This window comes from Chimaeribacter sp. YP20170169, assembly GCF_056739715.1.
The window spans coordinates 3,860,356-3,886,321 of sequence record NZ_CP176824.1 but is presented as its reverse complement, the minus strand read 5'-3'; the positions used below and the strand labels follow the sequence as shown (position 1 = coordinate 3,886,321).

Below are 25,966 nucleotides of genomic sequence, written 5' to 3'. Positions count from 1 at the left end.
AAAATAATACAATCCACAGAAATTCATCAGATAAATCAATGTATCGCCGTGGCTGGCTTTTCAGCCCGTTCACCGGCGGCACTCCGGCTTGGTTTGATTGCCATCAACATCCCACGCCAGCGTGATGGCTAAGCTATTCCCTTTTTTGGAAGCAGCTTATGACCACACACAAGCCTTCTGGCCTGAAGGGCGGCCTGGCGCTCAGCCGGCGACGTTTCGTGCAGGCAGGCAGCGCCCTGCTGGCGGTGCCTTTCATCGCCAGCAACAAGGTCACCGCCGCACCGGCGACGGAACCCGCCTCCCCTGCCCCTGCCACCCGCGTTGTGCCAACCTGTAGCACCTTCGATTGCGGCGGCAAATGTGACATCCGCGCCCATGTTTCGCAGGGCATGGTAACGCGCATCACCACCCGCCCGGATAACGAGCTGGACCCGGAGATGCCGATCATGCGCGCCTGCGTACGCGGCCGCGGCTACCGCAAGTTTGTCTATCACCCCGATCGCCTCAAGTACCCGATGAAACGGGTCGGACGGCGTGGCGAGGGCAAATTCGAGCGCATCAGTTGGGACGAAGCGACCACCCTGATCGCCGACAACCTGAAGCGCATCACTGAACAGTACGGCCCGGCGGCGCGCTTTGCCCACACCAACACCGCCGTCAGCGGCGGCGCGTTTTCGGGTGACAAGATGCTGCGCCGGCTGTTCAACCTGACCGGTGGCTACCTTGAGCACTACCACTCGGTCAGCATGGGCAACACCGCGGCCGCCACGCCCTACACCTATGGCACCCACGCCAGCGGCAGTTCGCTCGACACGCTGGCGGACACCAAGCTGGTGATCCTGTGGGGGCACAACCCGAATGAGACGGTTTTCGGCCACACCAACCACTACTACCAGCAGATGAAGGCCAACGGCACGCGCTTTGTGATCGTTGACCCGCGCTACTCCGACACCGCCGCCTCGCTGGCCGATGAGTGGATCCCGCTGCTGCCGACCACCGACAACGCGATGATGGACGCCATGATGTACGTCATCATCAGCGAGAACCTGCACGACACGGCGTTCATTGCGCGCTACACCCTCGGGTTTGATGAGGCCTCCATGCCAGAGGGCGTGCCGCCGCACGAATCCCTGATGGCCTACCTGTTTGGACTGAAAGATGGCATTGAGAAGACGCCGGAATGGGCGGAAAAGATCACACGCGTCCCGGCGCAGACAATTCGCCATCTGGCACGGGAGTACGCCACCACCAAACCCGCCGCGTTGATTCAGGGCTGGGGGCCGCAGCGCCACAACTGTGGCGAGCGCACGGCGCGCGGCTCCACGCTGCTTGCCACCCTGACCGGCAACGTCGGTGTGCATGGCGGCTGGGCCGCTGGCTACGGCGGCATCGGCAACCGCAAGTTCATGGCCGAGGCCACCAGCCTGGATAACCCGGTGCAGGCCAAAATCTCCATCATGAACTGGGTGCAGGCCGCCGAGGATGCCAGCCAGATCACCCCGGAGATGGGGCTGAAAGGGGCGGAGCAGCTGGAGAGCAATATCCGCGCGCTCTTTTCACTCGGCAGCAACTACCTCGCCAACCAGAATCCTGACCTCCATCAGGCGGTAAGCGTGCTGGAGGATGAGTCCAAGATTGAGTTCATCGTCGCCAGCGATCTCTACCTTACCCCGAGCGCGCGCTACGCCGACCTGCTGCTGCCAGAGACCAGCTTTATGGAGCGCTGGAACATCGGCGAGACGTGGGGTACGGGCAACTACATCATTCTGTCAGAGAAGCTGGTGGCCCCGGACTTTGAACGGCGCTCTGACTACGAGTGGCTGCGTGAGGTGGCGGAGAAACTGGGCGTTGAGCGGCAGTTCAGCGAAGGCCGCACTGAGCAGGAGTGGATCGCGCATATCGTTGAAACCACCCGTCAGGCGATGCCGGAAGAGAACTTCCCCACCTTTGAGCAGCTTTGCGTACAGCGCCGCCACCTGTTCAAAAGCGAGCCTTACGTTGCTTTCGCAGAGAACATTGCCGATCCGGAGGCGCACCCCTTCCCTACCCCGTCGGGCAAGATTGAGATCTTCTCGCAGCGGCTGTATGAGATGCAGCACCCGGAGATTCCGGCGCTCTCCCACTATGTGCCCGCCCACGAAGGCCCGGAGGATGCGCTGCGCACGCGCTACCCGCTGCAACTGATCACCTGGAAAGGGAAGAACCGCGCTAACTCCACCCAATACCCTAACCCCTGGATGCAGGAGGTACAGGAGCAGGTGCTGTGGATCAACCCGCAGGACGCCGCCACCCGTGGCATCCAGCCGGGCGATCAGGTACGCATCGCCAATGACCGCGGGGTGGTGGTGATCCCGGCGCACCTGACCATGCGCATCATGCCCGGCGTGGTGGCGATGCAGGCTGGCGCCTGGTGGCAACCCGATGCACAGGGCATCGATCGCGGCGGCTGCCCGAATGTATTGAGTTCAGCGCGCATCACGCCGCTGGCGAAAGGCAACTCCCACCAGACCATGCTGGTCGAGGTAAACAGAGCATGAGTACATTTCAGGACTTCCCGCCGGTCAGCGACCGGCAGTTGGGATTTTTCATCGACTCCTCCCGCTGTTCAGGCTGCAAAGCCTGCCAGGTTGCCTGCAAGGACAAAAATAACCTGGAGGTGGGGCGGCGTTTCCGGCGCGTGTATGAGGTAGAGGGCGGCGGCTTCGTCGCGACCGGCCATGGCGGGCTGCAACAGAACGTCTACGCCTATACGCTCTCCATCTCCTGCAACCATTGCAGCGACCCCGCCTGCACCAAAAACTGCCCCACCACCGCCATGCACAAGCGCCCCGGTGACGGCATCGTGCGCGTCAATACTGACAAGTGCGTCGGCTGCGGCTACTGCGCATGGTCGTGCCCCTACGGCGCGCCGCAGTTCAATGCCGAAAGCGGCCAGATGTCGAAATGCGATTTTTGCGTCGATTTGCTGGCACAGGGGCAGTCGCCGGTCTGCGTCGCCACCTGCCCGCTGGGAGCCATTAAATTCGGCCCCATTGAGGAGCTACGCGCCAAATATGGCAACCTGAACGGCGTGCGGGGGCTGCCTGACCCGGCGCTGACGCAGCCCAATCTGGTGATCCGCGCCCATCTCGGCGCACAACAGGAGGAGCCGCGCCATGAGTGAGTGGCCATTACTGACCTTTACCCTGCTGGTGCAGGCCTCGGTGGGGCTGACCCTGTTCGGCGCCTGGTACAGCTACTGGATGGCGCAGGAGCTGGCGCAGGAACAGCACTTCACTACCTTGCGGCCACTGCTGGTGATGGTGTGCCTGATGGCCGGCACCGGCTTGCTGGCATCGGTGGCGCACCTCGGCTATCCGCTGAATGCCTTCCACGCCCTGCGCCACATCGGCACCTCGTGGCTCAGCCGGGAGATCCTGTTTGCCAGCCTCTACCTCGGCATTATGTGTCTGGTAACGCTGCTGGCGCTGCTGACCCGCCGCATTCAGCCCGCCCTGCTGGCGATTGGTGGGCTGGTCGGGCTGGCAGACGTCTACTGCATGGCGGAGATCTACTTCCATAGCACGGTGATCGGGTGGATGCACATCCATACGCACGTCTCCTTCTATAGCGCCGTGATTGCGCTGGGCGCGGTGCTGGCGCTGCTGTTCGCTAGCCGGGCGGTGCTTAGCGCCCCACTGGTGCGCCGCCTGTTGGTCACGACCCTGCTGATGACCGCCGCGAGCGCTGCCTGCCAACTGCTGGTGATGCCGGATTACCTGCACCAGATGGCGCAGCGGTTGGCCAGCCCGCCAGTGACGCTGCCGTTCGATATGCAGCTGGCCTTCCAGCATGGCGCGGCCCTGCGGTTGTTGAGCTGGATCCTGCTGCTGGGCGGCCTGACCGTGCTGCTGTGGATGCTCTACCGCAACAATCCGCGCGCGCAGTCGCCGTCACGCATCCTGCTTTCGATGGCAGCCGGGCTGGTGATGCTGGCGCATGTGGCCTCCCGCTACGCCTTCTTCACCCTGCACTGATTTGCTATGCGCTTACGCTCGTTACTGGCGTCAGCCTCCCCGATGCCACCCGGCATCGGGGATCGCTGCATCCGCCATAAGACCCGCCACGGGGAGTGCGACGCCTGCGTACAGCATTGCCCGGTTGCGGCCATCATCCTGACTGGAAACACCCCGCGACTGAACGCCGATCGCTGTATTTATTGCGGCCACTGTGTCGTGGTATGCCCCACCGACGCCATTGACTCCCTATCCCCAATAGAAAGGCGATACAAAGATAACTGCCTGTTTAGCCAGGATGATCCGAGGGTGGCGTCGAGGGAAGAATTATTGCTTTGGCACGATCAATACGGCATTCGGCAGATCGCGATCCCAGATATGGCAAGCCGCTGGCTACTGCCGGTTGCCCGGTTAAATCTTCTGCTAAAACAGATCGGCGAACCGATTTGGCAGGTGATCTACCCGCCGGAAACGGCCGATCCGCCGCCCTCGCGCTGGTGGGCGCAAAAAACGGGATCGGTGGGACGGATCGTCGGCGGACAGCGGGCATTGCGCGACGCCTTTCCGGCCATCGCTTGGTTCAAGGTGACCTTGGATCTGGCGACGTGCTCACTGTGTGGTGCCTGCGGGCGCATCTGCCCGGAGCAGGCGATCCAGTTCACCGAAGAGACGTTACAGATCAATACCCAACGCTGCACCAATTGCCGTGCCTGCCTGTCGGTCTGCTTCAGCCAGGCGATCGCCCTACAGCCTTGGGCGGCAGCTGCCAGCCCAGAAACCCATTCGCTCCATACCTGCCGTTGCCGCCAGTGCCGCCAATCTTTTCGACACAGATCGCCGGAGGAGGCGCTTTGTCCACTTTGCCGACGCCACGCCCACGGGATGCGTCATGCCACCTGATGAGAACACCATGTCTGATACGTCAATCACCCTGCCGCACGCCCTAAATGCGCTGGGTTGCTGTTTCTACCTGCCGCCCGATAGCCCAGAGGTCAATGCAGTGCGGCACTTTTTTGCCGAGCCGGCATGGCGCGCGGTGTGGCCGGGTGGCGATGATCCCGCGCAGGCGGCGCTGTTGCCCCACCTGACGCCCACTGCCGCCGCCATGGCGAACGACTGGCAGCGGCTGTTTGCCGGGCCGGAAGCCCTGCCCGCGCCGCCGTGGGGATCTGTCTATCTGGATGCGGAAGGAGTACTGCGTGGCGACTCCACGCTCGCTCTGCGCGGTTTCTTGCAACGTGAGGGGCTGCGCCTGCATACGGCAAGCCCGGAGCCAGAGGATCATCTGGGGCTGCTGCTGTTTCAGGGCGCGGTGCTGGCCGCCGAAGGGCGCGAGGCTGCGCTGCTGGAATTGCTGCGCGATCACCTGCATTGGTTGCCGCTGTTTATCTGCCGCCTGCGGCAGCATGGCGGGGAGGGATTTTATCTGGCGCTGGCGGAACTGACGCACCTCACCCGCCAGACCCTGATGGCGGGATCAAAAAAGCCGGCTTGAGCCGGCTTTTTTTTCGCGTTGCGGATTACTCAACGGTCACGGATTTTGCCAGGTTACGCGGCTGGTCAACGTCCGTGCCCTTGATTAGCGCGACGTGGTAGGCCAGCAACTGCAACGGCACGGTGTAGAAGATCGGGGCGACAATCTCTTCCACGTGCGGTAGCGGAATAATCTTCATCCCTTCGCTGTCGGCAAAACCGGCATCCTGATCGGCGAAGACATAGAGCAGGCCGCCGCGGGCGCGCACCTCTTCAATGTTGGACTTCAGCTTCTCCAGCAGCTCATTGTTCGGTGCCACCACAATCACCGGCATATCGGCGTCAATCAGCGCCAGCGGGCCATGCTTCAGCTCACCGGCCGCGTAGGCTTCGGCGTGGATGTAGGAGATCTCTTTCAGCTTCAGCGCACCCTCCATCGCGATCGGGTATTGATCGCCACGGCCAAGGAACAGCGCATGATGCTTGTCAGAGAAGCCTTCCGCCAGCGGCTCAATGGACTTGTCCAGTGACAGCATCTGCTCAATGCGCGCCGGCAGCGCCTGCAACGCGTGCACCACCTCGTGCTCCACGCTCTCGTTCATCCCTTTCAGGCGACCCAGACGCGCCACCAGCATCAGCAGCACGGTCAGCTGGGTGGTGAAGGCTTTGGTGGAGGCCACGCCAATCTCGGTGCCAGCTTTGGTCATCAGCGCCAGATCGGACTCACGCACCAGCGAGGAGCCTGCCACGTTGCACACCGCCAGCGAGCCAAGATAGCCCAGCTCTTTGGAGAGGCGCAGTGCCGCCAGCGTGTCGGCGGTTTCGCCGGACTGGGAGAGGGTGATGATCAGGCTGCCGGGGCGTACCGCCGATTTGCGGTAGCGGAACTCAGAGGCGATCTCTACGTCGCAAGGCACGCCAGCCAGCGACTCGAACCAGTAGCGCGCCACCATCCCAGAGTGGTAGGAGGTGCCACAAGCAATGATCTGCACATGCTGCACCTGCGCCAGCAGGTCGTCGGCCTGCGGGCCCAGCTCGCTCAGGTCGATCTGGCCATGGCTGAAGCGGCCCGCCAGGGTGTTTTTGATCGCCTGCGGCTGCTCGTAGATCTCTTTCTGCATGTAGTGGCGATAGGCGCCCTTGTCGCCGGCGTCATACTGCACGCTGGACTCAATCTCCGGGCGGGTCGCCGGTTTGCCCTGCTTATCGACGATAGTCACGCTGCGGCGGGTCACTTCCACCACGTCGCCCTCTTCCAGAAACTGGAAGCGGCGGGTCACGGGCAGCAGGGCCAACTGGTCAGAGGCGATGAAGTTTTCACCCACGCCACGGCCAATCACCAGCGGGCTGCCGGAACGAGCGGCCACCAGCACGCTCGGGTCGCGGCTGTCCATCACCACGGTGCCGTAGGCGCCACGCAGTTGTGGGATCACGCGCTGGACGACCTGCATCAGCGAACCGCCCTGTTGCAGCTCCCAATGCACCAGATGCGCGATCACCTCGGTGTCAGTTTCGGACACGAAGCGGTAGCCGCGCTCCATCAGCAGCTCACGCAGCGGCTCATGGTTCTCAATAATGCCGTTGTGCACCACGCTGACGTAGTCAGAAACGTGCGGGTGGGCATTGGATTCAGACGGCTCGCCATGCGTCGCCCAACGGGTGTGGGCGATGCCGGTGCCGCCGGTCAACGGCTCTGCGTCCACCGCCTCGGCCAACTTCTGCACTTTACCGACCCGGCGCACTCGCGCCATGCGGCCTTCGCTGTCTACGACAGCCAGCCCTGCGGAGTCATACCCGCGGTACTCCAGACGACGCAAACCCTCGACCAGGATTTCAGCGATATCACGTTGCGCTACTGCGCCAACAATTCCACACATGGATGTTAATTCCTATTAAGGCCACTCAATGGCCTACGATGTCTTCGACCTGATTTCCCGGCGTTGCCGGGTTCCCCGAGCCTGTAGAGTGGGGATTATTATGTTTTGGCCTGTGCACTTCAGGCAGTACACAGGCCAAAACCGCCTCGGGTGCACCCGAGGCAGGGGGATCAGCGTTTTTTCACCGGGCGCTGCCACTCCGGTTTGTGCACCTGCGGCACGCGGCTCAAGACCAGACCGTTGTCTGGCACATTGCGCGTGACGGTAGTGCCCGCCGCCAGGGTGACGTTGTTGCCCACGCTGACCGGCGCGACTAGCTGGGTGTCGGAGCCAACGAAAACATTATCGCCGATCACCGTTTTATGTTTGTTCGCGCCGTCATAGTTGCAGGTGATGGTGCCCGCGCCAATGTTGACGTTCGCGCCAATCTCCGCGTCGCCCAGGTAGGAGAGATGGCCAGCCTTGGTGCCCTGGCCGAGGTGGGCATTCTTCACCTCAACGAAATTGCCGACGTGGACGCTCTCCGCCAGCTCACTGCCGGGACGCAGGCGGGCAAATGGCCCAATGGTGCAGGCATTGGCCAGCGTCGAATCCTCAATGACCGTGTAGGGGCTGATGTCACAATCATCCCCAATTTCACAGTTCTTCAGCACGCAGCCCGCGCCAATCTTCACCCGGTTGCCCAGTTTCACCTGGCCTTCGATGATCACGTTGGCGTCAATCACCACGTCACGGCCATGCTCCAGCGTGCCGCGCAGGTCAAAGCGCGCCGGATCCAGCAGCATCACGCCGGCCAGCAGCAGCTGCTCCGCCTGTTCCGCCTGATAGACCCGCTCCAGCCGCGCCAGTTGCAGGCGGTTGTTCACCCCCTCCACTTCGCTCAGGCGCGCCGGGTGGACCGTTTCAATCAGTCGCCCCTCAGCGTGGGCCAGCCCGATGATGTCTGTCAGGTAGTACTCGCCCTGAGCGTTGTTGTTCTCCAGCTTCGCCAACCAGCGTTTCAGGTCTGCGCCCTTGGCCACCAGAATGCCGGTGTTCACCTCGTCAATCGCCTGCTGCGCCGGGGTAGCGTCTTTCTGCTCCACGATGCCCGTCACGCGGCCATTCTCCCGCACAATGCGGCCATAGCCGGTGGGGTCGGTTAGCTTGACCGTCAACAGGCCGATGCCGCCCTCAGGTTTGGCACGCAGCAGGTTTTGCAGCGTCGCCACCGAAATCAGCGGCACATCGCCGTAGAGCATCAGCACTTCTTCTTCGTCGGCGAAGTGCGGCGCAGCCTGCTGCATGGCGTGGCCGGTGCCCAGCTGCTCAGCCTGCAACACCCAATTCAGCGGCGCGTGGTGCAGTTTCTCCTGCAACAGGTTGCCGCCATGCCCATACACCAGATGAACCCGTGCCGCGCCCAGTTTCGTTGCCGCATCAATCACATGTTGAACCATTGGCTTGCCGGCCAGGGGATGAAGGACTTTGGGGAGATCGGAATACATGCGCGTTCCCTTGCCGGCGGCAAGGATAACCACGCTCAGTGAGCTGTTCGACATAAGCAATCTGGTAGCCTTATTGAGAAGTCAAAAGTAAACCTGTTCGGTGACAGAATTACTACATATTTTTCAGTGAAAATGCTGCACAAGCCGCGCTGCGCAAGGCTTGCACGCCTAACGATAACAATAACGAATTTTGCCGCAAAGCGCCGGTAAAGCGGGGGATTTTTTTCAGGAAAAATCGGAAAGAAGAGGGCAGGGGGCGCTTTTTTAAAGGCGAAAAAAAAGCGGCCCGTAGGCCGCTTCCGTAATGCATTACATTGCTTTTCTGGTCAACTCGATGACGCGCAATTTTGCGATCGCTTTGGCCAGTTCCGCCGATGCCTGAGCATAGTCGACGTCACCGTGAGAGCTATGGATATGTTCTTCCGCCTTGCGCTTAGCTTCCAGCGCGCGAGCTTCGTCAAGATCCTGCCCACGAATGGCGGTGTCAGCCAGCACGGTTACGCTGTTCGGTTGCACCTCGAGGATGCCGCCGGAGAGGTAGATATACTCCTCTTCACCGTGCTGCTTAACAATACGCACCATGCCAGGCTTAATGGCAGTGAGCAGCGGGGCGTGGCCCGGGAAGATACCCAGCTCACCTTCGCTACCCGTCACCTGAATTTTCTGGACCAGACCGGAAAACATACCCTTTTCCGCACTGACCACATCCAGATGGTAAGTCATTTCAGCCATGTCAGCCTCCTATGAAAGCGTTACAGTTTCTTGGCTTTTTCCACGGCTTCGTCGATGGAACCAACCATGTAGAACGCTTGCTCTGGCAGGTGATCGTAGTCGCCGTTCATGATGCCTTTGAAGCCCGCGATGGTGTCTTTCAGGGAGACGTATTTGCCCGGTGCACCGGTAAATACTTCTGCCACGAAGAACGGCTGGGACAGGAAGCGCTGAATCTTACGAGAACGGGCTACAACCAGCTTGTCTTCTTCAGACAGCTCGTCCATACCCAGAATCGCGATGATGTCTTTCAGTTCCTGGTAGCGTTGCAGCAGGGACTGCACGCCACGAGCCACATCGTAGTGCTCCTGACCAACTACCAGCGGATCCAGCTGACGGCTGGTGGAGTCGAGCGGGTCAACCGCCGGGTAGATACCCAGAGAGGCGATTTGACGGCTCAGTACCACGGTTGCGTCCAAGTGGGCGAAGGTGGTTGCCGGAGACGGGTCAGTCAAGTCATCCGCAGGGACGTAAACGGCCTGTACGGAGGTGATAGAACCGGTCTTGGTAGAGGTGATACGCTCTTGCAGAACGCCCATCTCTTCGGCCAGGGTCGGCTGGTAACCTACTGCAGACGGCATACGGCCGAGCAGTGCGGATACTTCAGTACCGGCCAGGGTGTAACGGTAGATGTTGTCAACGAACAGCAGAACGTCACGACCTTCGTCACGGAACTTCTCAGCCATAGTCAGGCCGGTAAGTGCCACGCGCAGACGGTTACCCGGCGGCTCGTTCATCTGGCCATACACCAGGGATACTTTGTCGATAACGTTGGAGTCGGTCATCTCGTGGTAGAAGTCGTTACCTTCACGGGTACGCTCGCCCACGCCTGCAAACACGGAGTAACCGGAGTGCTCGATCGCGATGTTACGGATCAGCTCCATCATGTTTACGGTTTTACCTACACCCGCACCACCGAACAGACCGACTTTACCGCCCTTAGCGAACGGACACATCAGGTCGATAACCTTGATGCCGGTTTCCAGCAGATCCTGAGAGCTGGAGAGCTCTTCGTAGCTCGGAGCAGAACGGTGGATAGCCCAACGCTCTTCTTCACCGATGTCGCCCTTCATGTCGATTGGTTCACCCAATACGTTCATGATACGGCCCAGGGTTGCTTTACCAACCGGTACTTCGATCGGGTGGCCCAGGTTGGTGACTTTCAACCCGCGACGCAGACCGTCGGAACTACCCATTGCGATACAACGCACAACGCCGCCGCCCAGCTGTTGCTGAACTTCCAGCACCAGTTTGGAAGCGCCGTTTTCAACCTCAAGTGCTTCGTACACGTTCGGTACGGCATCCTGAGGGAACTCGACGTCCACTACGGCGCCGATTACCTGGATAATCTTTCCAGTAGCCATCTTGAATCCTCTACGTAATTCGTAAACCTAGCTTAAACCGCAGCGGCCCCCGAGACGATCTCGGTAAGTTCTTGAGTGATGCTGGCCTGACGGGCTTTGTTGTATACCAACTGAAGCTCTTTGATCAGGCTACCGCCGTTGTCGGTTGCGGCTTTCATCGCGACCATTCGTGCGGCCTGCTCGCTGGCCAGGTTTTCCACGACGCCCTGATAAACTTGCGATTCCACATAGCGACGCAGCAGGGTATCCAGCAACGACTTAGGATCGGGTTCATACAGGTAATCCCACGATTTCTTCTCCAGCGTGCCCTCTTCCGCGGGCGGCAGCGGCAGCAACTGAAGAACTTGCGGAACCTGGGACATCGTATTGATAAACTTGTTACTGACGATGTACAGCTTGTCCAGACGACCTTCGTCGTAGGCTTGCAGCATCACTTTCACCGGCCCGATCAGATCGGACAGGGAGGGCTTGTCGCCCAGACCGGTCACCTGGGCAACAATGTTGCCGCCTACGGCGCCGAAGAAAGAGGCTGCTTTCGAACCAATCACAGCGAGATCGGCTTGTACGCCTTTTTCGGACCAACCTTTCATCTCTGACAGCACTTTCTTGAACAGGTTAGTGTTCAAGCCGCCGCACAGACCACGGTCAGTAGACACCACCAGATACCCAACGCGCTTCACATCGCGGTCGTCCAGGTAGGGGTGTTTGTATTCCAGATTACCCAGCGCAAGGTGACCAATCACTTTGCGCATGGTCTCTGCATAAGGACGGCTGGCTGCCATGCGCTCCTGCGATTTACGCATTTTGGAGGCGGCGACCATCTCCATCGCTTTAGTGATCTTCTGCGTGTTTTGTACGCTTCCGATCTTACTACGTATCTCTTTTGCGCCGGCCATCTCTGCTTCTCCTCATTGCCAGACGGCCTGCTGCTCAGAAGAACAGCAGGACCGTTCAGGCGTTACCAGGACTGGGTTGCTTTGAAGGTTTCCAGCAGGCTTTTCAGCTTGCCTTCAATCTCGTTGTTAAAGTTGCCAGTTTGGTTGATTTCGTTCAGCAGATCAGCGTGCTCGCGGTCAGCGAAGGCCAGCAGGGCAGCTTCAAAAGCAACCACTTTAGGCACTTCAACGTCTTCCAGGAAGCCACGCTCGGCCGCAAACAGCACCAGGGCTTGTTGGGCAACGGACATCGGCGCGTACTGTTTCTGCTTCAGCAGTTCAGTAACTTTCTGGCCGTGGTTCAGCTGCTTACGCGTTGCTTCATCCAGATCAGAGGCGAACTGGGAGAAGGCTGCCAGTTCACGATACTGTGCCAGCGCGGTACGGATACCACCGGACAGTTTCTTGATGATCTTGGTCTGTGCTGCGCCACCCACACGGGATACGGAGATCCCTGGGTTAACCGCAGGACGGATGCCGGAGTTGAACAGGTTGGATTCCAGGAAGATCTGACCATCGGTAATGGAGATTACGTTGGTCGGAACGAACGCGGAAACGTCACCAGCCTGAGTCTCGATCAGCGGCAGCGCGGTCAGGGAGCCGGTTTTACCTTTCACTTCACCCTTGGTGAATGCTTCAACGTAGTCGGCGTTAACACGCGCAGCACGTTCCAGCAGACGGGAGTGGAGGTAGAACACGTCACCCGGATAGGCTTCACGGCCCGGCGGACGACGCAGCAGCAGGGAGATCTGACGGTAAGCAACGGCCTGCTTGGACAGGTCATCGTATACGATCAGCGCATCTTCACCGCGGTCACGGAAGTATTCGCCCATGGAGCAACCGGCGTACGGTGCCAGGTATTGCAGTGCAGCGGATTCAGATGCGGTAGCCACAACCACGATGGTGTTAGCCAGCGCGCCGTGCTCTTCCAGTTTACGCACCACGTTGGAGATGGTGGACGCTTTCTGGCCGATGGCGACGTAGACGCATTTGATGCCGGAGTCGCGTTGGTTGATGATCGCATCGATCGCCAGCGCGGTTTTACCGGTCTGACGGTCGCCGATGATCAGCTCACGCTGGCCACGGCCGATTGGAATCATGGCATCAACGGACTTATAACCAGTCTGTACCGGCTCATCAACGGATTGACGGTCGATAACGCCAGGGGCGATAACTTCAACCGGGGAGAAACCGTCATTTTCAATCGGGCCTTTACCGTCGATTGGCGCACCCAGGGTGTTGACCACACGGCCCAGCAGGCCACGGCCAACCGGCACTTCCAGGATACGGCCGGTGCACTTCACCTTCATGCCTTCAGCCAGGTCCGCATATGGGCCCATGACCACGGCACCCACGGAGTCGCGCTCCAGGTTCAGTGCGATAGCGTAACGGTTGCCCGGCAGTGCGATCATCTCGCCCTGCATAACGTCGGCCAGACCGTGTACGCGGATGATCCCGTCGCTGACGGAAACAATAGTACCTTCATTGTGAGCTTCGCTCACTACATTGAACTGAGCAATGCGCTGCTTGATCAGTTCGCTGATTTCGGTGGAATTCAGTTGCATGCTCCAGTCCCCTTAAGACTGCAAGACGTCTGCGAGGCGTTCGAGACGGCCGCGTACGCTGCCATCAATCACCATGTCGCCTGCGCGGATTACTACGCCGGCCAATACAGACTTATCAATTTTGCAATTCAGCTTAACTTTGCGTGACAGACGTTTTTCCATCGCAGCGGCAATGTTTGCCTGCTGGGCGTCATTCAGTGTGGTGGCGGAAATCACTTCGACTTCGACCGTCGCCTCGAGGGAGGCGCGCAGTGCAATAAACTGCTCTAACACTTCAGGAAGGACGGATAAACGTTTGTTTTCGGCCATGACCTTAATCAGGTTGCGACCGGCGTCGTCGAGTTGATCACCACATACGGCAAAGAACGTTTCAGACAGCGTTTCCGGTGCAACAGCACCGGAAAGCAATGCTTTAATCTGTTCGTTGCGCGTCACTTCTGCGGCAAACGCCAGCATCTGCTGCCAGCGGTCGATACATTGGTGCTCAACGGCAAAGTCAAATGCTGCTTTGGCGTAGGGGCGAGCTACCGTGACAAATTCAGACATCGGCCCCTCCCTCCTTACAGTTCAGCGACCAGTTTATCAACGATGTCGCTGTTAGCAGCTTCATCCACGGAACGTTCAATGATCTTCTCGGCGCCAGCAATTGCCAGTACAGCGACTTGCTTACGCAACTCTTCACGAGCGCGCTTACGTTCGGCTTCGATCTCAGCCTGTGCTTGCGCCACGATTCTGTTACGTTCCTGCTCTGCTTCGGCTTTTGCATCTTCGACAATCTGAGAGCCACGCTTGTTGGCTTGCTCAATGATTACCTGGGCGTCTGCCTTGGCTTTTTTCAGCTGGTCGGTCGCATCGGCTTGCGCGAGGTCCAGATCTTTTTTGGCACGTTCTGCTGAAGCGAGACCGTCAGCAATCTCTTTCTGACGCTTCTCGATGGCAGCCATAATTGGCGGCCATACATACTTCATACAGAACCAGACAAACAGGACGAACGCGATGGCCTGGCCGAGGATTGTTGCGTTAAGATTCACAGCACAATGCCTCTTTTAAAGTTAATAGTTTGTGTGGTTTCACTGTAGAGAAAAATCTCTACTACGCGACAGCAAACATCACGTACAGGCCCAGACCAACCGCAATCATCGGGATGGCGTCAACCAGACCCATAACGATGAAGAATTGTGTACGCAGCAGAGGAATCAGGTCAGGCTGACGAGCAGCGCCTTCCAAGAATTTACCACCCAGGATGCCGATACCGATCGCAGCACCGATTGCCGCCAGGCCCATCATCACAGCGGCAGCCATGTACAGCAGATCCATACTCAGGTTTTCCATGACAGTCTCCAGTTTGTTTCAGTTAAACGCAGTATTGTTGAAAGAAAAATCAGTGTTCTTCAGAAGCCATCGACAGATAAACAATCGTCAGAACCATGAAAATAAAGGCTTGCAGCGTAATGATCAGGATGTGGAAAATGGCCCACGGCACACTCAGAACCCACTGTGACCACCACGGCAGCAATCCGGCAATCAGGATGAAGATCAACTCACCCGCATACATGTTGCCAAACAGTCGCAGACCCAGAGAAACAGGTTTGGACAGCAGGCTGACACCTTCCAAAATTAAGTTAATTGGAATGAATACCGGATGGTTGAACGGCTGCATCGTCAACTCTTTAACGAAGCCGCCAACCCCTTTCATTTTGATGCTGTAGAACAGGATCAGAATGAATACGCCCAGCGCCATCGACAATGTGACGTTCACATCAGCGGTAGGCACCACGCGCAGGGCAGGAAGCCCGAGGACGTGTTCACCGATATAAGGCAGCAAGTCGATAGGCAGCAGATCCATCATGTTCATCAGGAAGACCCAGACGAAGACGGTCAGTGCGAGCGGTGCAATCACTTTGCTCTTGCCGTGATACATGTCACGCACGCTGCTATCGACAAACCCGACAACCAGCTCAATTGCTGTTTGCAGTTTGCCAGGGACGCCACTGGTGGCGTTTTTTGCTACTTTACGGAAAATAACCAGAAAGAGCAGACCGAGGACCACGGAGAAAAACATCGAATCGATGTTTATCGACCAGAATCCCGTCCCCACCTGAAGTTGAGTCAGATGGTGACCGATATACTCTTGAGGAGTAGAGATTTCTCCTGATGCAGACATGATGCCTCTTACCCTTTTGTAGTTAGATACAAAAACCGCTATGCGCGGTAACTGTTAATCACGGCTGGTGCCAATATCTGCGTGAACAACACCGATAGATAGGTTACACCCAGCGGGATAAACACCGCCTTGAGCACTCCCAGGGCGATTATCAACAACACAATGGTGATGACAACCTTCAACGCCTCTCCGATGGCGAACGACCAGGCGACGCGTCCAGAGAGTGGCGTATCCGCCTGGTGGCGCCACGCAAACAGCATAAACAGTGCGTTCGGTAACCAGGCGGATAACCCGCCGGCTAAAGCAGAAACACTCCATTCCAGGCCTTTTAGCCCGAATACGGCACTGAGCAGAACAAAGGTCAGTAACTGCACCAACAGCAGTTTTCTGGCAACCTTCCCGCTGTAAAGGGATGCAGACATGACGTTTGTTCTCTCCGTAACTCAGTGGAGGTATGCTGAGTGTCGTATAAAACTGCCATTGGATGGCAGAGTCAAGCAGCAAAAACCGAGCAAATTATACGGTTCACTCAAGCGAATTCAATCGATAAGTAGCGAAAAGGTGAACAATTATTTAAATCCACGCCTGTGTAGCTATTTTCCTAAGGAAACTATTGCCTCTGGCGAAGATAATAATTGTCTGATTATCACCGGACTATTCATATAAATGTGCTCAAGATCACACAAAATAGCGGCAGAATCCGCCGAGTCGGTTTGCTTCGCCGTCGAACGCGCAAAAGCGGTTTTTTTAAAACCTTAGAAATCAAGGCGCTATTACGTTACGCTTTAAATACAAAGCAAATACCTAAATTAAACCTTTCTTTGACATTTCAACCTAAAAATAAGCAACGAAAATTTTACATTCACATTAGTGATTTGAGAATGAATCTCATTACCAATTTTGCTTATTTTGTCCAAGTTTTTGGCAGTCAAAATAGCACTGCTATCAAACTGTGAAATGTACGTTAATTAGACCGCCGTCACTTTTTTAATTAGCACGCTTATGTTAACGGCGGCAACGGTTAGATGATTTATCTTTTTTTGATATCGCTCAAATTATTCAGGCTTCAATATTACCAGATGCCGCTCACCTTCCAAACCGGGCACCGTCAGGCGAACAATCTGCTCCACCCCTGCCCTGCCCTCAATGGCAGCCAACTCATCATCCGGACGTACGCCCTTAAGCGCGTAGAAACGCCCATGCTGCGCCGCAGGCAGATGGTGGCACCAGGAGACCATATCATCCAGTGAAGCGAATGCGCGGCTAATGACGCCGTCAAAAGGCGGCTCAGCTGGGAACGCCTCGACACGGCTCTGCACCGGCGTAATGTTAGTAAGTCCTAACTCATGCTGTACCTGGCGCAGGAAGCGCACGCGCTTGCCCAAGCTGTCCAGCAGGGTGAAGTGGGAATCGGGTCGCACAATCGCCAATGGGATGCCAGGCAACCCCGGCCCGGTGCCGACATCGATAAAGCGGCTTCCCTTAAGGTGCGGGTTGACCACGATACTGTCGAGGATGTGACGCACCAACATCTCTGCCGGATCACGCACTGAGGTCAGGTTATAGGCTTTGTTCCACTTATCCAGCATACCCACATAGGCCAGCAGCTGGTTTTTCTGCTGATCGGGCAACACAATGCCGGCCTGATTAAGCAGCGAGTCGAGTTTTTGCAGCACGGGAAATTCCTTTGGCAAGCGTAGAGCATGGCAAGAGATGAAGCTTGCCACTGATGATAGTGCAGAGCGCAGCGAAGGCAAAGAGGCCGCCGCCAGCTTTCAGGCTGGCGGCGGGCAGAATCAGGCGCTGCGGCGCAGCAGGCCCTGTTTCTTCAGCCAGACAAGCAGGATGGAGATGGCGGCTGGCGTAATGCCGGAGATGCGTGACGCCTGACCGATGGAGCTGGGTTTGTGGTCGTTCAGCTTGGCGATCACTTCATTCGACAGGCCGGAAACCTGACGGTAATCCAGATCCGCTGGCAGCACGGTGTTCTCGTTGCGCTGTTGGCGCTCGATCTCATCCTGCTGGCGGGCGATGTAGCCTTCATACTTCACCTGGATCTCAACCTGCTCCGCCGCCTGTGGATCGCTCAGCCCTGGGGCGAACGCCGACATGGAGACCATCTGCTGGTAGGTCATCTCTGGGCGGCGCAGCAGCTCCTCACCGCTGGCCTCACGGGAGAGCGGTGCTTTCAGCAGCGCATTGACCTGCTCCACCTGCTCGGCGTGCGGATGCACCCACAGGCTGCGCAGACGCTGGCGCTCCTGCTCGATCTGCTCCACTTTCTCGCAGTAGCGCGCCCAGCGGGCGTCATCAACCAGACCCAGCTCACGTCCCTTCTCCGTCAGACGCAGGTCGGCATTGTCCTCACGCAGCATCAGGCGGTACTCGGCACGCGAAGTAAACATGCGGTACGGCTCTTTGGTGCCGAGGGTGCTCAGGTCATCAACCAGCACGCCGAGGTAAGCCTGATCGCGGCGTGGTGACCAGCCCTCATCCTCGTTGGCGTAACGGCCGGCGTTCAGGCCAGCCAGCAGGCCCTGCGCCGCTGCCTCTTCATAGCCGGTGGTGCCGTTGATCTGGCCCGCGAAGAACAGGCCGTGGATGAATTTGCTCTCCAGCGTCGGCTTCAGGTCACGCGGATCGAAGAAATCATACTCGATGGCGTAACCCGGACGCACGATACGGGCATTCTCCATGCCACGCATGGAGCGGACAATCTGCATCTGGACATCGAACGGCAGGCTGGTGGAGATGCCATTCGGATAGATTTCGTTGCTGGTCAGCCCTTCTGGCTCCAGGAAGATCTGGTGGGCGTTGCGATCGGCAAAGCGCATCACCTTGTCTTCGATCGATGGGCAGTAGCGCGGGCCGATCCCTTCGATGATCCCGGCGTACATCGGGCTGCGATCCAGGTTGTTGCGGATCACCTCATGCGTCTGCTCATTGGTATGAGTGATGTAGCACGGGATCTGGCGCGGGTGCTGGGAGGCATTGCCCATGAACGAGAACACCGGTGCCGGGTTATCGCCATGCTGCGCTTCCAACACGCTGAAGTCGATGGTGCGCGCATCGATACGCGGTGGTGTGCCGGTCTTGAGGCGGTTCACACGCAGCGGCAGCTCACGCAGGCGGCGGGCCAACGGGATCGACGGAGGATCGCCAGCACGGCCACCGCTGTAGTTCTCCAGCCCGATGTGGATCTTGCCATCCAGGAAGGTGCCTACAGTCAGCACCACCGCTTTCGCGCGGAATTTGAGGCCCATCTGGGTGACGGCGCCCACCACCCGATCGTTCTCGACGATCAGATCTTCCACCGCCTGCTGGAAGATCATCAGGTTGGGCTGGTTCTCCAGCGCAGTGCGTACCGCCTGACGATAGAGCACGCGATCCGCCTGAGCGCGAGTGGCGCGAACGGCCGGGCCTTTGCTCGCGTTTAGTATCCTAAACTGGATGCCCGCGTGATCGATCGCCGTGGCCATCAATCCGCCGAGGGCGTCCACTTCTTTAACCAGATGTCCTTTTCCGATGCCACCGATCGCTGGGTTACAGGACATTTGTCCAAGCGTATCAATGTTATGCGTTAACAATAGGGTTTGTCGTCCCATACGGGCAGCCGCCATGGCCGCCTCGGTACCGGCGTGGCCGCCACCGATGATGATGACGTCAAAATGGTCTGGATAAAACATGGTACTGCACCTCGCGGTTATGCGAATGATCGTGGTTTGCCCTGGGGTGGGGGATTCTACTTAAGTTTGGTCTTGCAACCAAGCGACTTAGGATCCTGGGATCGCAGGTAATTAAAAGAAGATCTTTTTTATTTAAAGATCTCTTTATTAGATCTCTTATTAGGATCGCGATCCTCTGTGCATAACTCCCGATTCCTGATGGGATACAGGGCGTTATATACGATCATTAGCTGTGAATGATCGGTGATCCTGGAACGTATAAGCTGGGATCTGATCGCGGTTTTATACACAGGCACTTTTGGAAGGCCAGGTTGTTATCGGGATAACTACCGGTTTTACCCTGCTTTTAACGGTAGTTATCCACAACTGATCGCGTGATCTTTGACCTTATTTGAGTAATTTAACCCAATCGATCAGCCAGGCTTCGGCGGGGTCTTCGGGGATCTCATGCTCCGTCACGTCGATCTCGAGGCGATCGCCGATCTTTTTGGCGCCGCGGGCGATCAATGCGGTTTCCAGCGTCTTGATCGCGCCACAGAAGGTGTCATATTCGCTGCTGCCAAGACCCACTGCGCCAAAACGGATCGGGGAAAGATCGGGTTGTTGCTCCTCGATCTCCTCCAGCAGGGGAAGCAGGTTATCAGGCAGTTCACCTGCGCCATGCGTTGAACTTACCAGCAGCCAGATGCCCGCCGGTGGCAGCTCATCAAGTGCCGGGCCATGCAGGGTCTCTGTGGAGAAACCGGCATCTTCCAACTTTTCGGCCAAATGTTCGGCGACGTATTCAGCACTGCCAAGGGTACTGCCACTGATCAGGGTAATGTCAGCCATAATGATCCCACCTGATATAAAGAGGGCGTATTGTACGCTGTGAATCAGTTGGGATCTACCTGTGGACAATATGGGTATGAACTTTTTCTCGTCAGGGGGCGATCGCACGCATGATCGGGTTCTGCAAGGAGATCAACGTCTCGGTGGACTGGATCTCATCGATGGTTTGGATCTTGTTGATAAGTACTTGTTGGAGTGCGTCGATCGATCGGCACATCACCTTAATGAAGATGCTGTAGTGCCCGGTGGTGTAGTACGCCTCCACCACCTCCTCCAGGCTCTCCAGCTTTTTCAGCGCCGAGGGGTAGTCTTTGGCGCTCTTGAGGATAATGCCGATGAAGCAGCAGACGTCATAGCCCAGCTGTTTGGGGTTTACCTGGATGCAGGCACCGGTGATGATGCCGGCCTGCTTCATCTTCTCTACCCGCACATGGATGGTGCCGGGGCTGACGTTGAACACCTTTGCCAGCTCCGCATAGGCCGTGCGCGCGTTCTCCATCAGGGCATTCAGGATGCCGCGATCAAGATTGTCGATTTGGTACACTTCTGTCACTTTTCCACCTCTGCGTGATGACATGCAATGGGGAGAAGATAGTGGATCTCGACCGGCAGGGCTATGGTTATCAGGCGCTGGCTAGCGGTGCAGACGCCGCACCAGCCGGCTCTTCAGGCTGGTGTCAAAGCGCCAGATATGGTCAAAGATGCGCATGATGCCAGGCTTGCCATAGGCAGACATCGCGACGGCATGGAAGCGTTGCTGCCGTTTCTGCTGATGGCCTCGCACTTTATCCACCAGCGGATCCGGCAGACGTTGGGCGATGAAATCGGAGATCACCACCGCGTCAGCATCGTGCCACTCGCGATCCTCCAGCTTTTTTAGCGTGGCAGAGAGGCAGGCTGCCAGATCCGTGCCGCCGCGGAAGTGCTGGCCGAGGAAACGGATCGCCTGCTCGATCCCGCTGGCGTCCGTCAGCTCATACTGCACGATCTCGGTGGCGAACAGCATCACGAAGCAGCGCCGCTTGTCCGCCAGGGCGATGCGCAATAGCGCCAGACAGAACGCCTTGGCGCACTGTTCATTGAAACCGCCCATAGAGCCAGAGGAATCGACGCAGACCACAAACGGCCCGCGCGGCTGCTCCTCATGGTGGTGGTGGGTGACCGGCCGCATCATGGTGCGCTCCTGCCAGGCGTCGCCCTGGAGCCGGTAGGTCATCAGCCGCTTCTCCAGCAGCCGGCGATAGAACTCAAACTCCAGCTCGCTCAGCCCCAGCATCGCCAGTTCGGTCGGCAGCAGGCGCAGGATGTCGTCGCTCTGGTGCAGGCCGCTGACCTGCTCCGGCACGGTGGCTGGCTCCCGTACTAGCTGGCGGTAAGGCTCCATCGCGGCGTTGTCCTGCGGTACGCTTTTGGCTGCCTGGCTGCGGCCCAACCGCTCTGCCAGCCGGTTCAGCTCCGGTTGCTGTTGCAGGAAGGCGCCATAATCCAGTAGCTGCCGGTAGTTGCCAGCATACAGTTCGCCACGGCTCATGTCCCACAGCCGCCCCGCAGCGCTGTCATTTTCCGCCAGCAGCGGGGCCAGCGCGCCACTCATCGCCAGCCGCTGTTGCAGTTCGGCCAGCAACTGTTCGCGCTCCTGCTCCAGCAACTGGTGGTGCAGGGTAATGGCCTGAAGGGTCAGGCTCATGCGCCAGCGTTGTATAAAGAGGGTTTGCAGGCCGTCACTGTGGCTCTGGCTGGGATCTATCCCCTCCAGCAGCACCTCCGCCTCCGGGGCGAAGGGGGAGTCCATCGCCCGCAGATCGCGCACGATGCCGGGCAGGTGTTGGTAAAATTGGGCGGGACTTTCGGTCATGCTGCGCTGATAGAAGTAGAACTCCTTGGTCAGCGCTGGCGGCACCATGGCCTCATCGACTCGCCGCGCCAGCCGCTGCTTCCAGGCGGGCAGATCCTTGAGCAGCGCCCGTTTCAGCCGCGGGAATTTCTCGAAGAACAGGGCGAGTTGCGGCGTGGCCAGCAGGCCGATGATGATCTCCTCAATCAGCTCGCTCTGGTTGATCGACAGCAGCATATCCAGCGTATGCAGGCTCAGCATCGGCTATTTCCCGCTGAAGGTCTGGCGCTGTTTCTTGATCTGCTCCGCCACCTGCATCAGGCTCCCCTCGATTTTCGCCAGCCAGGCAGCTGGCACAAACAGGCAGGGTTGGTGCGAGGCAAACAGTCGCCGCTGCTGGGCGAGTTTCTCAGTTAGCGTATCCAGCTGGGCCAAAATCTCCGGTGAGACGGCGGCTGACTGCGTGCCCGGCAGTGAGAGCACCGAACGCTGCCGGCTGACATCCAGCACCGCCAGTTGCAGCTTCTCATCCACCTCCAGCTCCACCGTCTGGGCAAAGCCGATGCCATTGAGTTTGCCACGCATCGCGCCGCCCTTTTGTAGCCAGTTGTCCAGCTCGTCGCGCTCCACCAGCAGATGGGTCACCTGGATCTCATGCAGGTGCAGCGGGGTGTGCAGCAACAGGGTCAGCGTCTTCTCTTCGCCTACCAGCTCCAGTACGTAGTGCGGCGTGCGGCTAAAGATGGCGGCTTTTTTGCTGACTTTGATCGCCTTGCTATCGCTGAGTTGCTGCTGCTCGCGTAGCCACTGTTGGTGCAACTGGTGGATTTGTAGGATCAGCGACTGCTGCTGGTAGGCCTGGGTGGTAAGCAACTGCTCCAGCTGTTGCTGGAAAGCGGTGTAGGCGTTCAGGTCGTGCCACAGGCAATCCTTGAGCAGCACCAGATCAACCGGGGTGATGGCCTGCCGGCCACTGAAGAAGGCGCTGGCCTGCAACAGGCGCAGGGCTTTCTTCCAGCGCCGGTCAGAGACATAGGGCGCCTCTTCCTGCGCATCCAGCCGCTCGCGCAGCTGGAAAATCAGCTCAAAGCAGCTGTCCGGCAGGCTGATGGCCGGGATCTCCCGCTGCCACTGGTGGAACTCCTCATCCGTAATAGCGAGGTTCTCCGGCACCGGGTTCTCTTTTTCGCTGGCGCGTTGGGTCAGCAGGGCGCGGAAGTTCTGTTTATCTTGCACCTTGTCGAGCCACAGCCGAATCAGCATTCGGTCATAGAGCGCTTCCAGGCTGCTGTCAGCCTCTGGCAATTCATTCGAGGCAGCCACCAGCAGCCGCAGCGGGATGGCGGTCTCATCGTCGCCATTGCGGAAGCGGCGCTCGTTGATGGCGGTCAGCAGGGTATTGAGGATGGCAGGGCCCGCTTTCCAAATCTCATCGAGAAAGACAATCTCCGCCTCTGGCAGGTAGCCACGTGTCAGGCGCTGGTAGCGCCCCTCATCTTTCAGCGCCTGAATGGAGAGCGGGCCGAACACCTCTTCCGGCGTTGAAAAGCGGGTCATCAGGTACTCAAAGGCGCGGGCATGGCGGAAGGCGTACTTCAGGCGGCGGGCGATCAGGCTCTTGGCGATGCCCGGCGGCCCCAGCAGGAAAACGCTCTCGCCACACAGCGCCGCCAGCAGGCAGAGCCGGATGGCATCCTGACGTTCATACAGTCCGCTCTCAAGCGCATTGCTGAGCCGCGCGATGCGTTCAGCCAGTCCCGTTGTGTGCACCATAATTACCCTTCATTTTCTTTCGGTTAAGGCATTCTGGTTTGCCGCCCGCGATTAATCCACTGTTATTTTTTGCGCCAGTAGCTTGTTGATTCGCAGTAATTTTCTATTCTCATTGAGTTGGCGCTCGCTGTGATTCTGGCAGTAAAGGCCGCGATTTATCGATGGGCATTAGCGGTAATTCATGCATACTGTGTGCTTTTTGATGGGCGTTCTGAAACTGGCGCACGCATCGCTTATAGATGTTCTAGCAAAAGAAACGAGTTATGAGCACAGAGCATAAAAAGTCACTGTCAGCCATGACCCTGGCCGCCATTGGGGTGGTCTACGGCGACATCGGCACTAGCCCCCTCTATACCTTGAGGGAGTGTTTTTCTGAGCATTACGGCTTTGATGTGCGTCCCGATGTGGTATTCGGCTTCCTCTCCCTGATCTTCTGGTTGCTGATTCTGGTCGTCTCGCTGAAGTACCTCTCCTATGTCCTGCGGGCCGACAACGCCGGGGAGGGGGGGATTTTGACCCTGATGTCACTGGCCGGGCGGCACACCTCCGCCCGCCTGACGGCTACGGTGGTCATTCTGGGCCTGATTGGCGGCAGTTTCTTCTATGGTGAGGTGGTGATCACCCCGGCGGTATCGGTGATGTCCGCGATTGAGGGGCTGGAGATCGCCGCGCCATCGCTGGAGGCATATATCGTCCCCTGCTCGATTGTGGTGCTGACACTGCTGTTTATGATCCAGAAGCACGGCACCGGTAGCGTCAGCAAGTTCTTCGCCCCGGTGATGCTGGTCTGGTTTTTGGTGCTGGCGGCGCTGGGCGTGCGCGGCATCATGGGCAACCCGGACGTGTTGCAGGCGCTGAACCCGGCCTGGGCGGTCAGCTTCTTTATTGATCACAAGGCGCTCTCCTTCTTCGCGCTCGGCGCGGTGGTGCTCTCCATCACTGGGGTGGAGGCGCTGTATGCCGATATGGGCCACTTTGGCAAAAAACCGATCCGTTTGGCGTGGTTCATCGCAGTACTGCCCTCTCTGGTGCTGAATTACTTTGGTCAGGGCGCGCTGCTGTTGCAGAACCCCTCGGCGATCAAAAACCCCTTCTTCCTGTTGGCCCCGGACTGGGCGCTGGTGCCGCTGCTGGTGCTGGCAACGCTGGCGACGGTCATCGCCTCGCAGGCGGTGATCTCCGGCGTCTTCTCCCTGACGCGTCAGGCCGTGCGGTTGGGCTACCTGCCGCCGATGCGCATCATCCATACCTCGGAGATGGAGTCCGGCCAAATCTACATCCCGGTGATCAACTGGACGCTCTACGTGGCGGTGGTGATTGTGATTGCCAGCTTCCAGCACTCCAGTAACCTGGCCGCGGCCTACGGCATTGCTGTGACCGGCACCATGGTGCTGACCTCCATCCTCTCTTGTGTGGTAGCGCGCAAGAACTGGAACTGGAATCTGGTGCTGGTGGGCGCGCTGCTGGTGATCCTGCTGGCGATTGATGTGCCAATGTTCTCCGCCAATGCCGCCAAGCTCTTCTCCGGCGGCTGGTTGCCGCTGACGCTGGGGCTGGTGATGTTCGTCATCATGACCACCTGGAAAAGCGAGCGCTTCCGCCTGCTGCGCCGGATGCATGAGCACGGCAACTCGCTGGAGGCGATGATTGCCTCGCTGGAGAAGTCGCCGCCGGTGCGGGTGCCGGGCACCGCGGTCTATATGTCGCGTGCCATCAATGTCATCCCCTTCGCCCTGCTGCATAACCTGAAGCACAATAAGGTGCTGCATGAGCGCGTGGTGCTGCTGACGCTGCGCACCGAGGACGCGCCCTTTGTGCATAACGTCCGTCGCGTCAGCATTGAGCAGCTCTCGCCCACCTTCTGGCGGGTGGTGGCCAGCTACGGGTTCAAGGAGACGCCGAACGTCGAGGAGATTTTCCACCGCTGCGGGCTGGAGGGACTGCCCTGCCGGATGATGGAGACCTCCTTCTTTATGTCCCACGAATCGCTGATCCTTGGCAAACGCCCGTGGTATCTGCGCATCCGCGGCAAACTGTTCATGACGCTGAGCCGCAATGCCCTGCGTGCGCCAGACCAGTTCCAGATCCCGCCCAACCGGGTGATCGAGCTGGGCACCCAGGTCGAGATTTAGTGACTAGGGCCTCCACGGAGGCCCTTTTTCTTGCCTGCTGTCAGACGATGTGGCACTAAGTCAAATTTTGCCGCGTGTT

The 25,966-nt window shown here is 58.4% G+C and carries 24 protein-coding genes and 1 pseudogene; 8 read left to right on the top strand and 17 right to left on the bottom strand.

Annotated features, from left to right (window positions below; translation table 11 throughout):
• Positions 1-158 precede the first annotated feature (158 nt).
• The 6 genes and pseudogenes from ACK3SD_RS17725 (at position 159) to ACK3SD_RS17700 (ending at position 5,490) form a co-directional block, all read left to right on the top strand.
• Entirely contained in the window at positions 159-2,537 is a 2,379-nt protein-coding gene (locus tag ACK3SD_RS17725) for a DMSO/selenate family reductase complex A subunit (RefSeq protein WP_481126342.1), read from the top strand.
• Positions 2,534-3,163: a DMSO/selenate family reductase complex B subunit gene (locus ACK3SD_RS17720; protein WP_481126341.1), complete on the top strand. Its 630-nt coding sequence runs from the start codon at positions 2,534-2,536 to the stop codon at positions 3,161-3,163. Before ACK3SD_RS17725 ends, ACK3SD_RS17720 begins: the two co-directional genes overlap by 4 nt.
• Positions 3,156-4,016: a dimethyl sulfoxide reductase anchor subunit family protein gene (locus tag ACK3SD_RS17715; RefSeq protein WP_481126340.1), complete on the top strand. Its 861-nt coding sequence runs from the start codon at positions 3,156-3,158 to the stop codon at positions 4,014-4,016. Before ACK3SD_RS17720 ends, ACK3SD_RS17715 begins: the two co-directional genes overlap by 8 nt.
• A 6-nt stretch (positions 4,017-4,022) precedes the next feature.
• Positions 4,023-4,211: pseudogene (locus ACK3SD_RS17710) on the top strand (hypothetical protein); the annotation flags it as partial.
• Between the two features lie 114 nt (positions 4,212-4,325).
• Positions 4,326-4,895, top strand: coding sequence for an ATP-binding protein (locus tag ACK3SD_RS17705; RefSeq protein WP_481127582.1), 570 nt, complete (start codon positions 4,326-4,328; stop codon positions 4,893-4,895).
• Positions 4,896-4,905: 10 nt separating this feature from the next.
• Positions 4,906-5,490, top strand: a complete 585-nt coding sequence (locus ACK3SD_RS17700) for a molecular chaperone TorD family protein (protein WP_481126339.1) — start codon at positions 4,906-4,908, stop codon at positions 5,488-5,490.
• Between the two features lie 25 nt (positions 5,491-5,515).
• Here the strand turns inward: ACK3SD_RS17700 and glmS are convergent, their stop codons facing one another.
• The 11 genes from glmS to atpI all read right to left on the bottom strand — a co-directional run bounded on the left by glmS (position 5,516) and on the right by atpI (position 16,053).
• Complete coding sequence (gene glmS / locus ACK3SD_RS17695; protein ID WP_137764831.1) at positions 5,516-7,345, bottom strand: glutamine--fructose-6-phosphate transaminase (isomerizing); 1,830 nt, start codon at positions 7,343-7,345, stop codon at positions 5,516-5,518.
• A 170-nt stretch (positions 7,346-7,515) separates the two neighbouring features.
• Positions 7,516-8,886 carry a bifunctional UDP-N-acetylglucosamine diphosphorylase/glucosamine-1-phosphate N-acetyltransferase GlmU gene (gene glmU / locus ACK3SD_RS17690; protein ID WP_481126338.1) on the bottom strand — a complete coding sequence of 457 codons (1,371 nt, stop codon included), beginning with the start codon at positions 8,884-8,886 and terminating at the stop codon, positions 7,516-7,518.
• 255 nt (positions 8,887-9,141) lie between these two features.
• Positions 9,142-9,555: a F0F1 ATP synthase subunit epsilon gene (locus tag ACK3SD_RS17685; protein WP_168195903.1), complete on the bottom strand. Its 414-nt coding sequence runs from the start codon at positions 9,553-9,555 to the stop codon at positions 9,142-9,144.
• A gap of 29 nt (positions 9,556-9,584) precedes the next feature.
• The gene (gene atpD / locus ACK3SD_RS17680; RefSeq protein WP_137764828.1) at positions 9,585-10,967 is read right to left on the bottom strand and encodes a F0F1 ATP synthase subunit beta; all 1,383 of its coding nucleotides are present in this window, start codon (positions 10,965-10,967) and stop codon (positions 9,585-9,587) included.
• A gap of 32 nt (positions 10,968-10,999) precedes the next feature.
• Positions 11,000-11,863 carry a F0F1 ATP synthase subunit gamma gene (atpG, locus tag ACK3SD_RS17675; RefSeq protein WP_137764827.1) on the bottom strand — a complete coding sequence of 288 codons (864 nt, stop codon included), beginning with the start codon at positions 11,861-11,863 and terminating at the stop codon, positions 11,000-11,002.
• A 62-nt stretch (positions 11,864-11,925) separates the two neighbouring features.
• The gene (atpA, locus tag ACK3SD_RS17670; protein ID WP_137764826.1) at positions 11,926-13,467 is read right to left on the bottom strand and encodes a F0F1 ATP synthase subunit alpha; all 1,542 of its coding nucleotides are present in this window, start codon (positions 13,465-13,467) and stop codon (positions 11,926-11,928) included.
• Between the two features lie 12 nt (positions 13,468-13,479).
• Entirely contained in the window at positions 13,480-14,013 is a 534-nt protein-coding gene (atpH, locus tag ACK3SD_RS17665; RefSeq protein ID WP_481126337.1) for a F0F1 ATP synthase subunit delta, read from the bottom strand.
• A 14-nt stretch (positions 14,014-14,027) separates the two neighbouring features.
• Positions 14,028-14,498, bottom strand: a complete 471-nt coding sequence (gene atpF / locus ACK3SD_RS17660; RefSeq protein WP_137764824.1) for a F0F1 ATP synthase subunit B — start codon at positions 14,496-14,498, stop codon at positions 14,028-14,030.
• A 61-nt stretch (positions 14,499-14,559) separates the two neighbouring features.
• Entirely contained in the window at positions 14,560-14,799 is a 240-nt protein-coding gene (gene atpE, locus ACK3SD_RS17655; RefSeq protein WP_004093904.1) for a F0F1 ATP synthase subunit C, read from the bottom strand.
• Positions 14,800-14,848: 49 nt separating this feature from the next.
• Positions 14,849-15,631, bottom strand: a complete 783-nt coding sequence (gene atpB / locus ACK3SD_RS17650) for a F0F1 ATP synthase subunit A (protein WP_137764823.1) — start codon at positions 15,629-15,631, stop codon at positions 14,849-14,851.
• Positions 15,632-15,669: 38 nt separating this feature from the next.
• The gene (gene atpI, locus ACK3SD_RS17645; protein ID WP_137764822.1) at positions 15,670-16,053 is read right to left on the bottom strand and encodes a F0F1 ATP synthase subunit I; all 384 of its coding nucleotides are present in this window, start codon (positions 16,051-16,053) and stop codon (positions 15,670-15,672) included.
• Positions 16,054-16,266: 213 nt separating this feature from the next.
• Here atpI and ACK3SD_RS17640 point away from each other — a divergent pair, with 213 nt between their 5' ends.
• Positions 16,267-16,587 (top strand): hypothetical protein, encoded by a 321-nt coding sequence (locus tag ACK3SD_RS17640; protein ID WP_481126336.1) that lies wholly within the window; start codon positions 16,267-16,269, stop codon positions 16,585-16,587.
• A gap of 99 nt (positions 16,588-16,686) precedes the next feature.
• On the opposite strand, the gene rsmG is transcribed toward ACK3SD_RS17640, so the two are convergent.
• The 6 genes from rsmG to ravA all read right to left on the bottom strand — a co-directional run bounded on the left by rsmG (position 16,687) and on the right by ravA (position 23,755).
• Positions 16,687-17,307, bottom strand: coding sequence for a 16S rRNA (guanine(527)-N(7))-methyltransferase RsmG (gene rsmG / locus ACK3SD_RS17635; protein ID WP_481126335.1), 621 nt, complete (start codon positions 17,305-17,307; stop codon positions 16,687-16,689).
• 120 nt (positions 17,308-17,427) lie between these two features.
• The gene (gene mnmG, locus ACK3SD_RS17630) at positions 17,428-19,317 is read right to left on the bottom strand and encodes a tRNA uridine-5-carboxymethylaminomethyl(34) synthesis enzyme MnmG (RefSeq protein WP_481126334.1); all 1,890 of its coding nucleotides are present in this window, start codon (positions 19,315-19,317) and stop codon (positions 17,428-17,430) included.
• 387 nt (positions 19,318-19,704) lie between these two features.
• The gene (gene mioC / locus ACK3SD_RS17625) at positions 19,705-20,148 is read right to left on the bottom strand and encodes an FMN-binding protein MioC (protein WP_481126333.1); all 444 of its coding nucleotides are present in this window, start codon (positions 20,146-20,148) and stop codon (positions 19,705-19,707) included.
• 91 nt (positions 20,149-20,239) lie between these two features.
• The gene (asnC, locus tag ACK3SD_RS17620) at positions 20,240-20,701 is read right to left on the bottom strand and encodes a transcriptional regulator AsnC (protein ID WP_137764818.1); all 462 of its coding nucleotides are present in this window, start codon (positions 20,699-20,701) and stop codon (positions 20,240-20,242) included.
• Between the two features lie 81 nt (positions 20,702-20,782).
• A complete protein-coding gene (gene viaA, locus ACK3SD_RS17615) occupies positions 20,783-22,243 on the bottom strand; it encodes an ATPase RavA stimulator ViaA (protein ID WP_481126332.1) in 1,461 nt (486 codons plus the stop codon).
• A 3-nt stretch (positions 22,244-22,246) separates the two neighbouring features.
• Positions 22,247-23,755, bottom strand: coding sequence for an ATPase RavA (gene ravA / locus ACK3SD_RS17610; protein WP_481126331.1), 1,509 nt, complete (start codon positions 23,753-23,755; stop codon positions 22,247-22,249).
• A 263-nt stretch (positions 23,756-24,018) separates the two neighbouring features.
• Between ravA and kup the strand changes: the two genes are divergently transcribed.
• Complete coding sequence (gene kup / locus ACK3SD_RS17605; protein ID WP_481126330.1) at positions 24,019-25,887, top strand: low affinity potassium transporter Kup; 1,869 nt, start codon at positions 24,019-24,021, stop codon at positions 25,885-25,887.
• Positions 25,888-25,966: the final 79 nt, after the last annotated feature.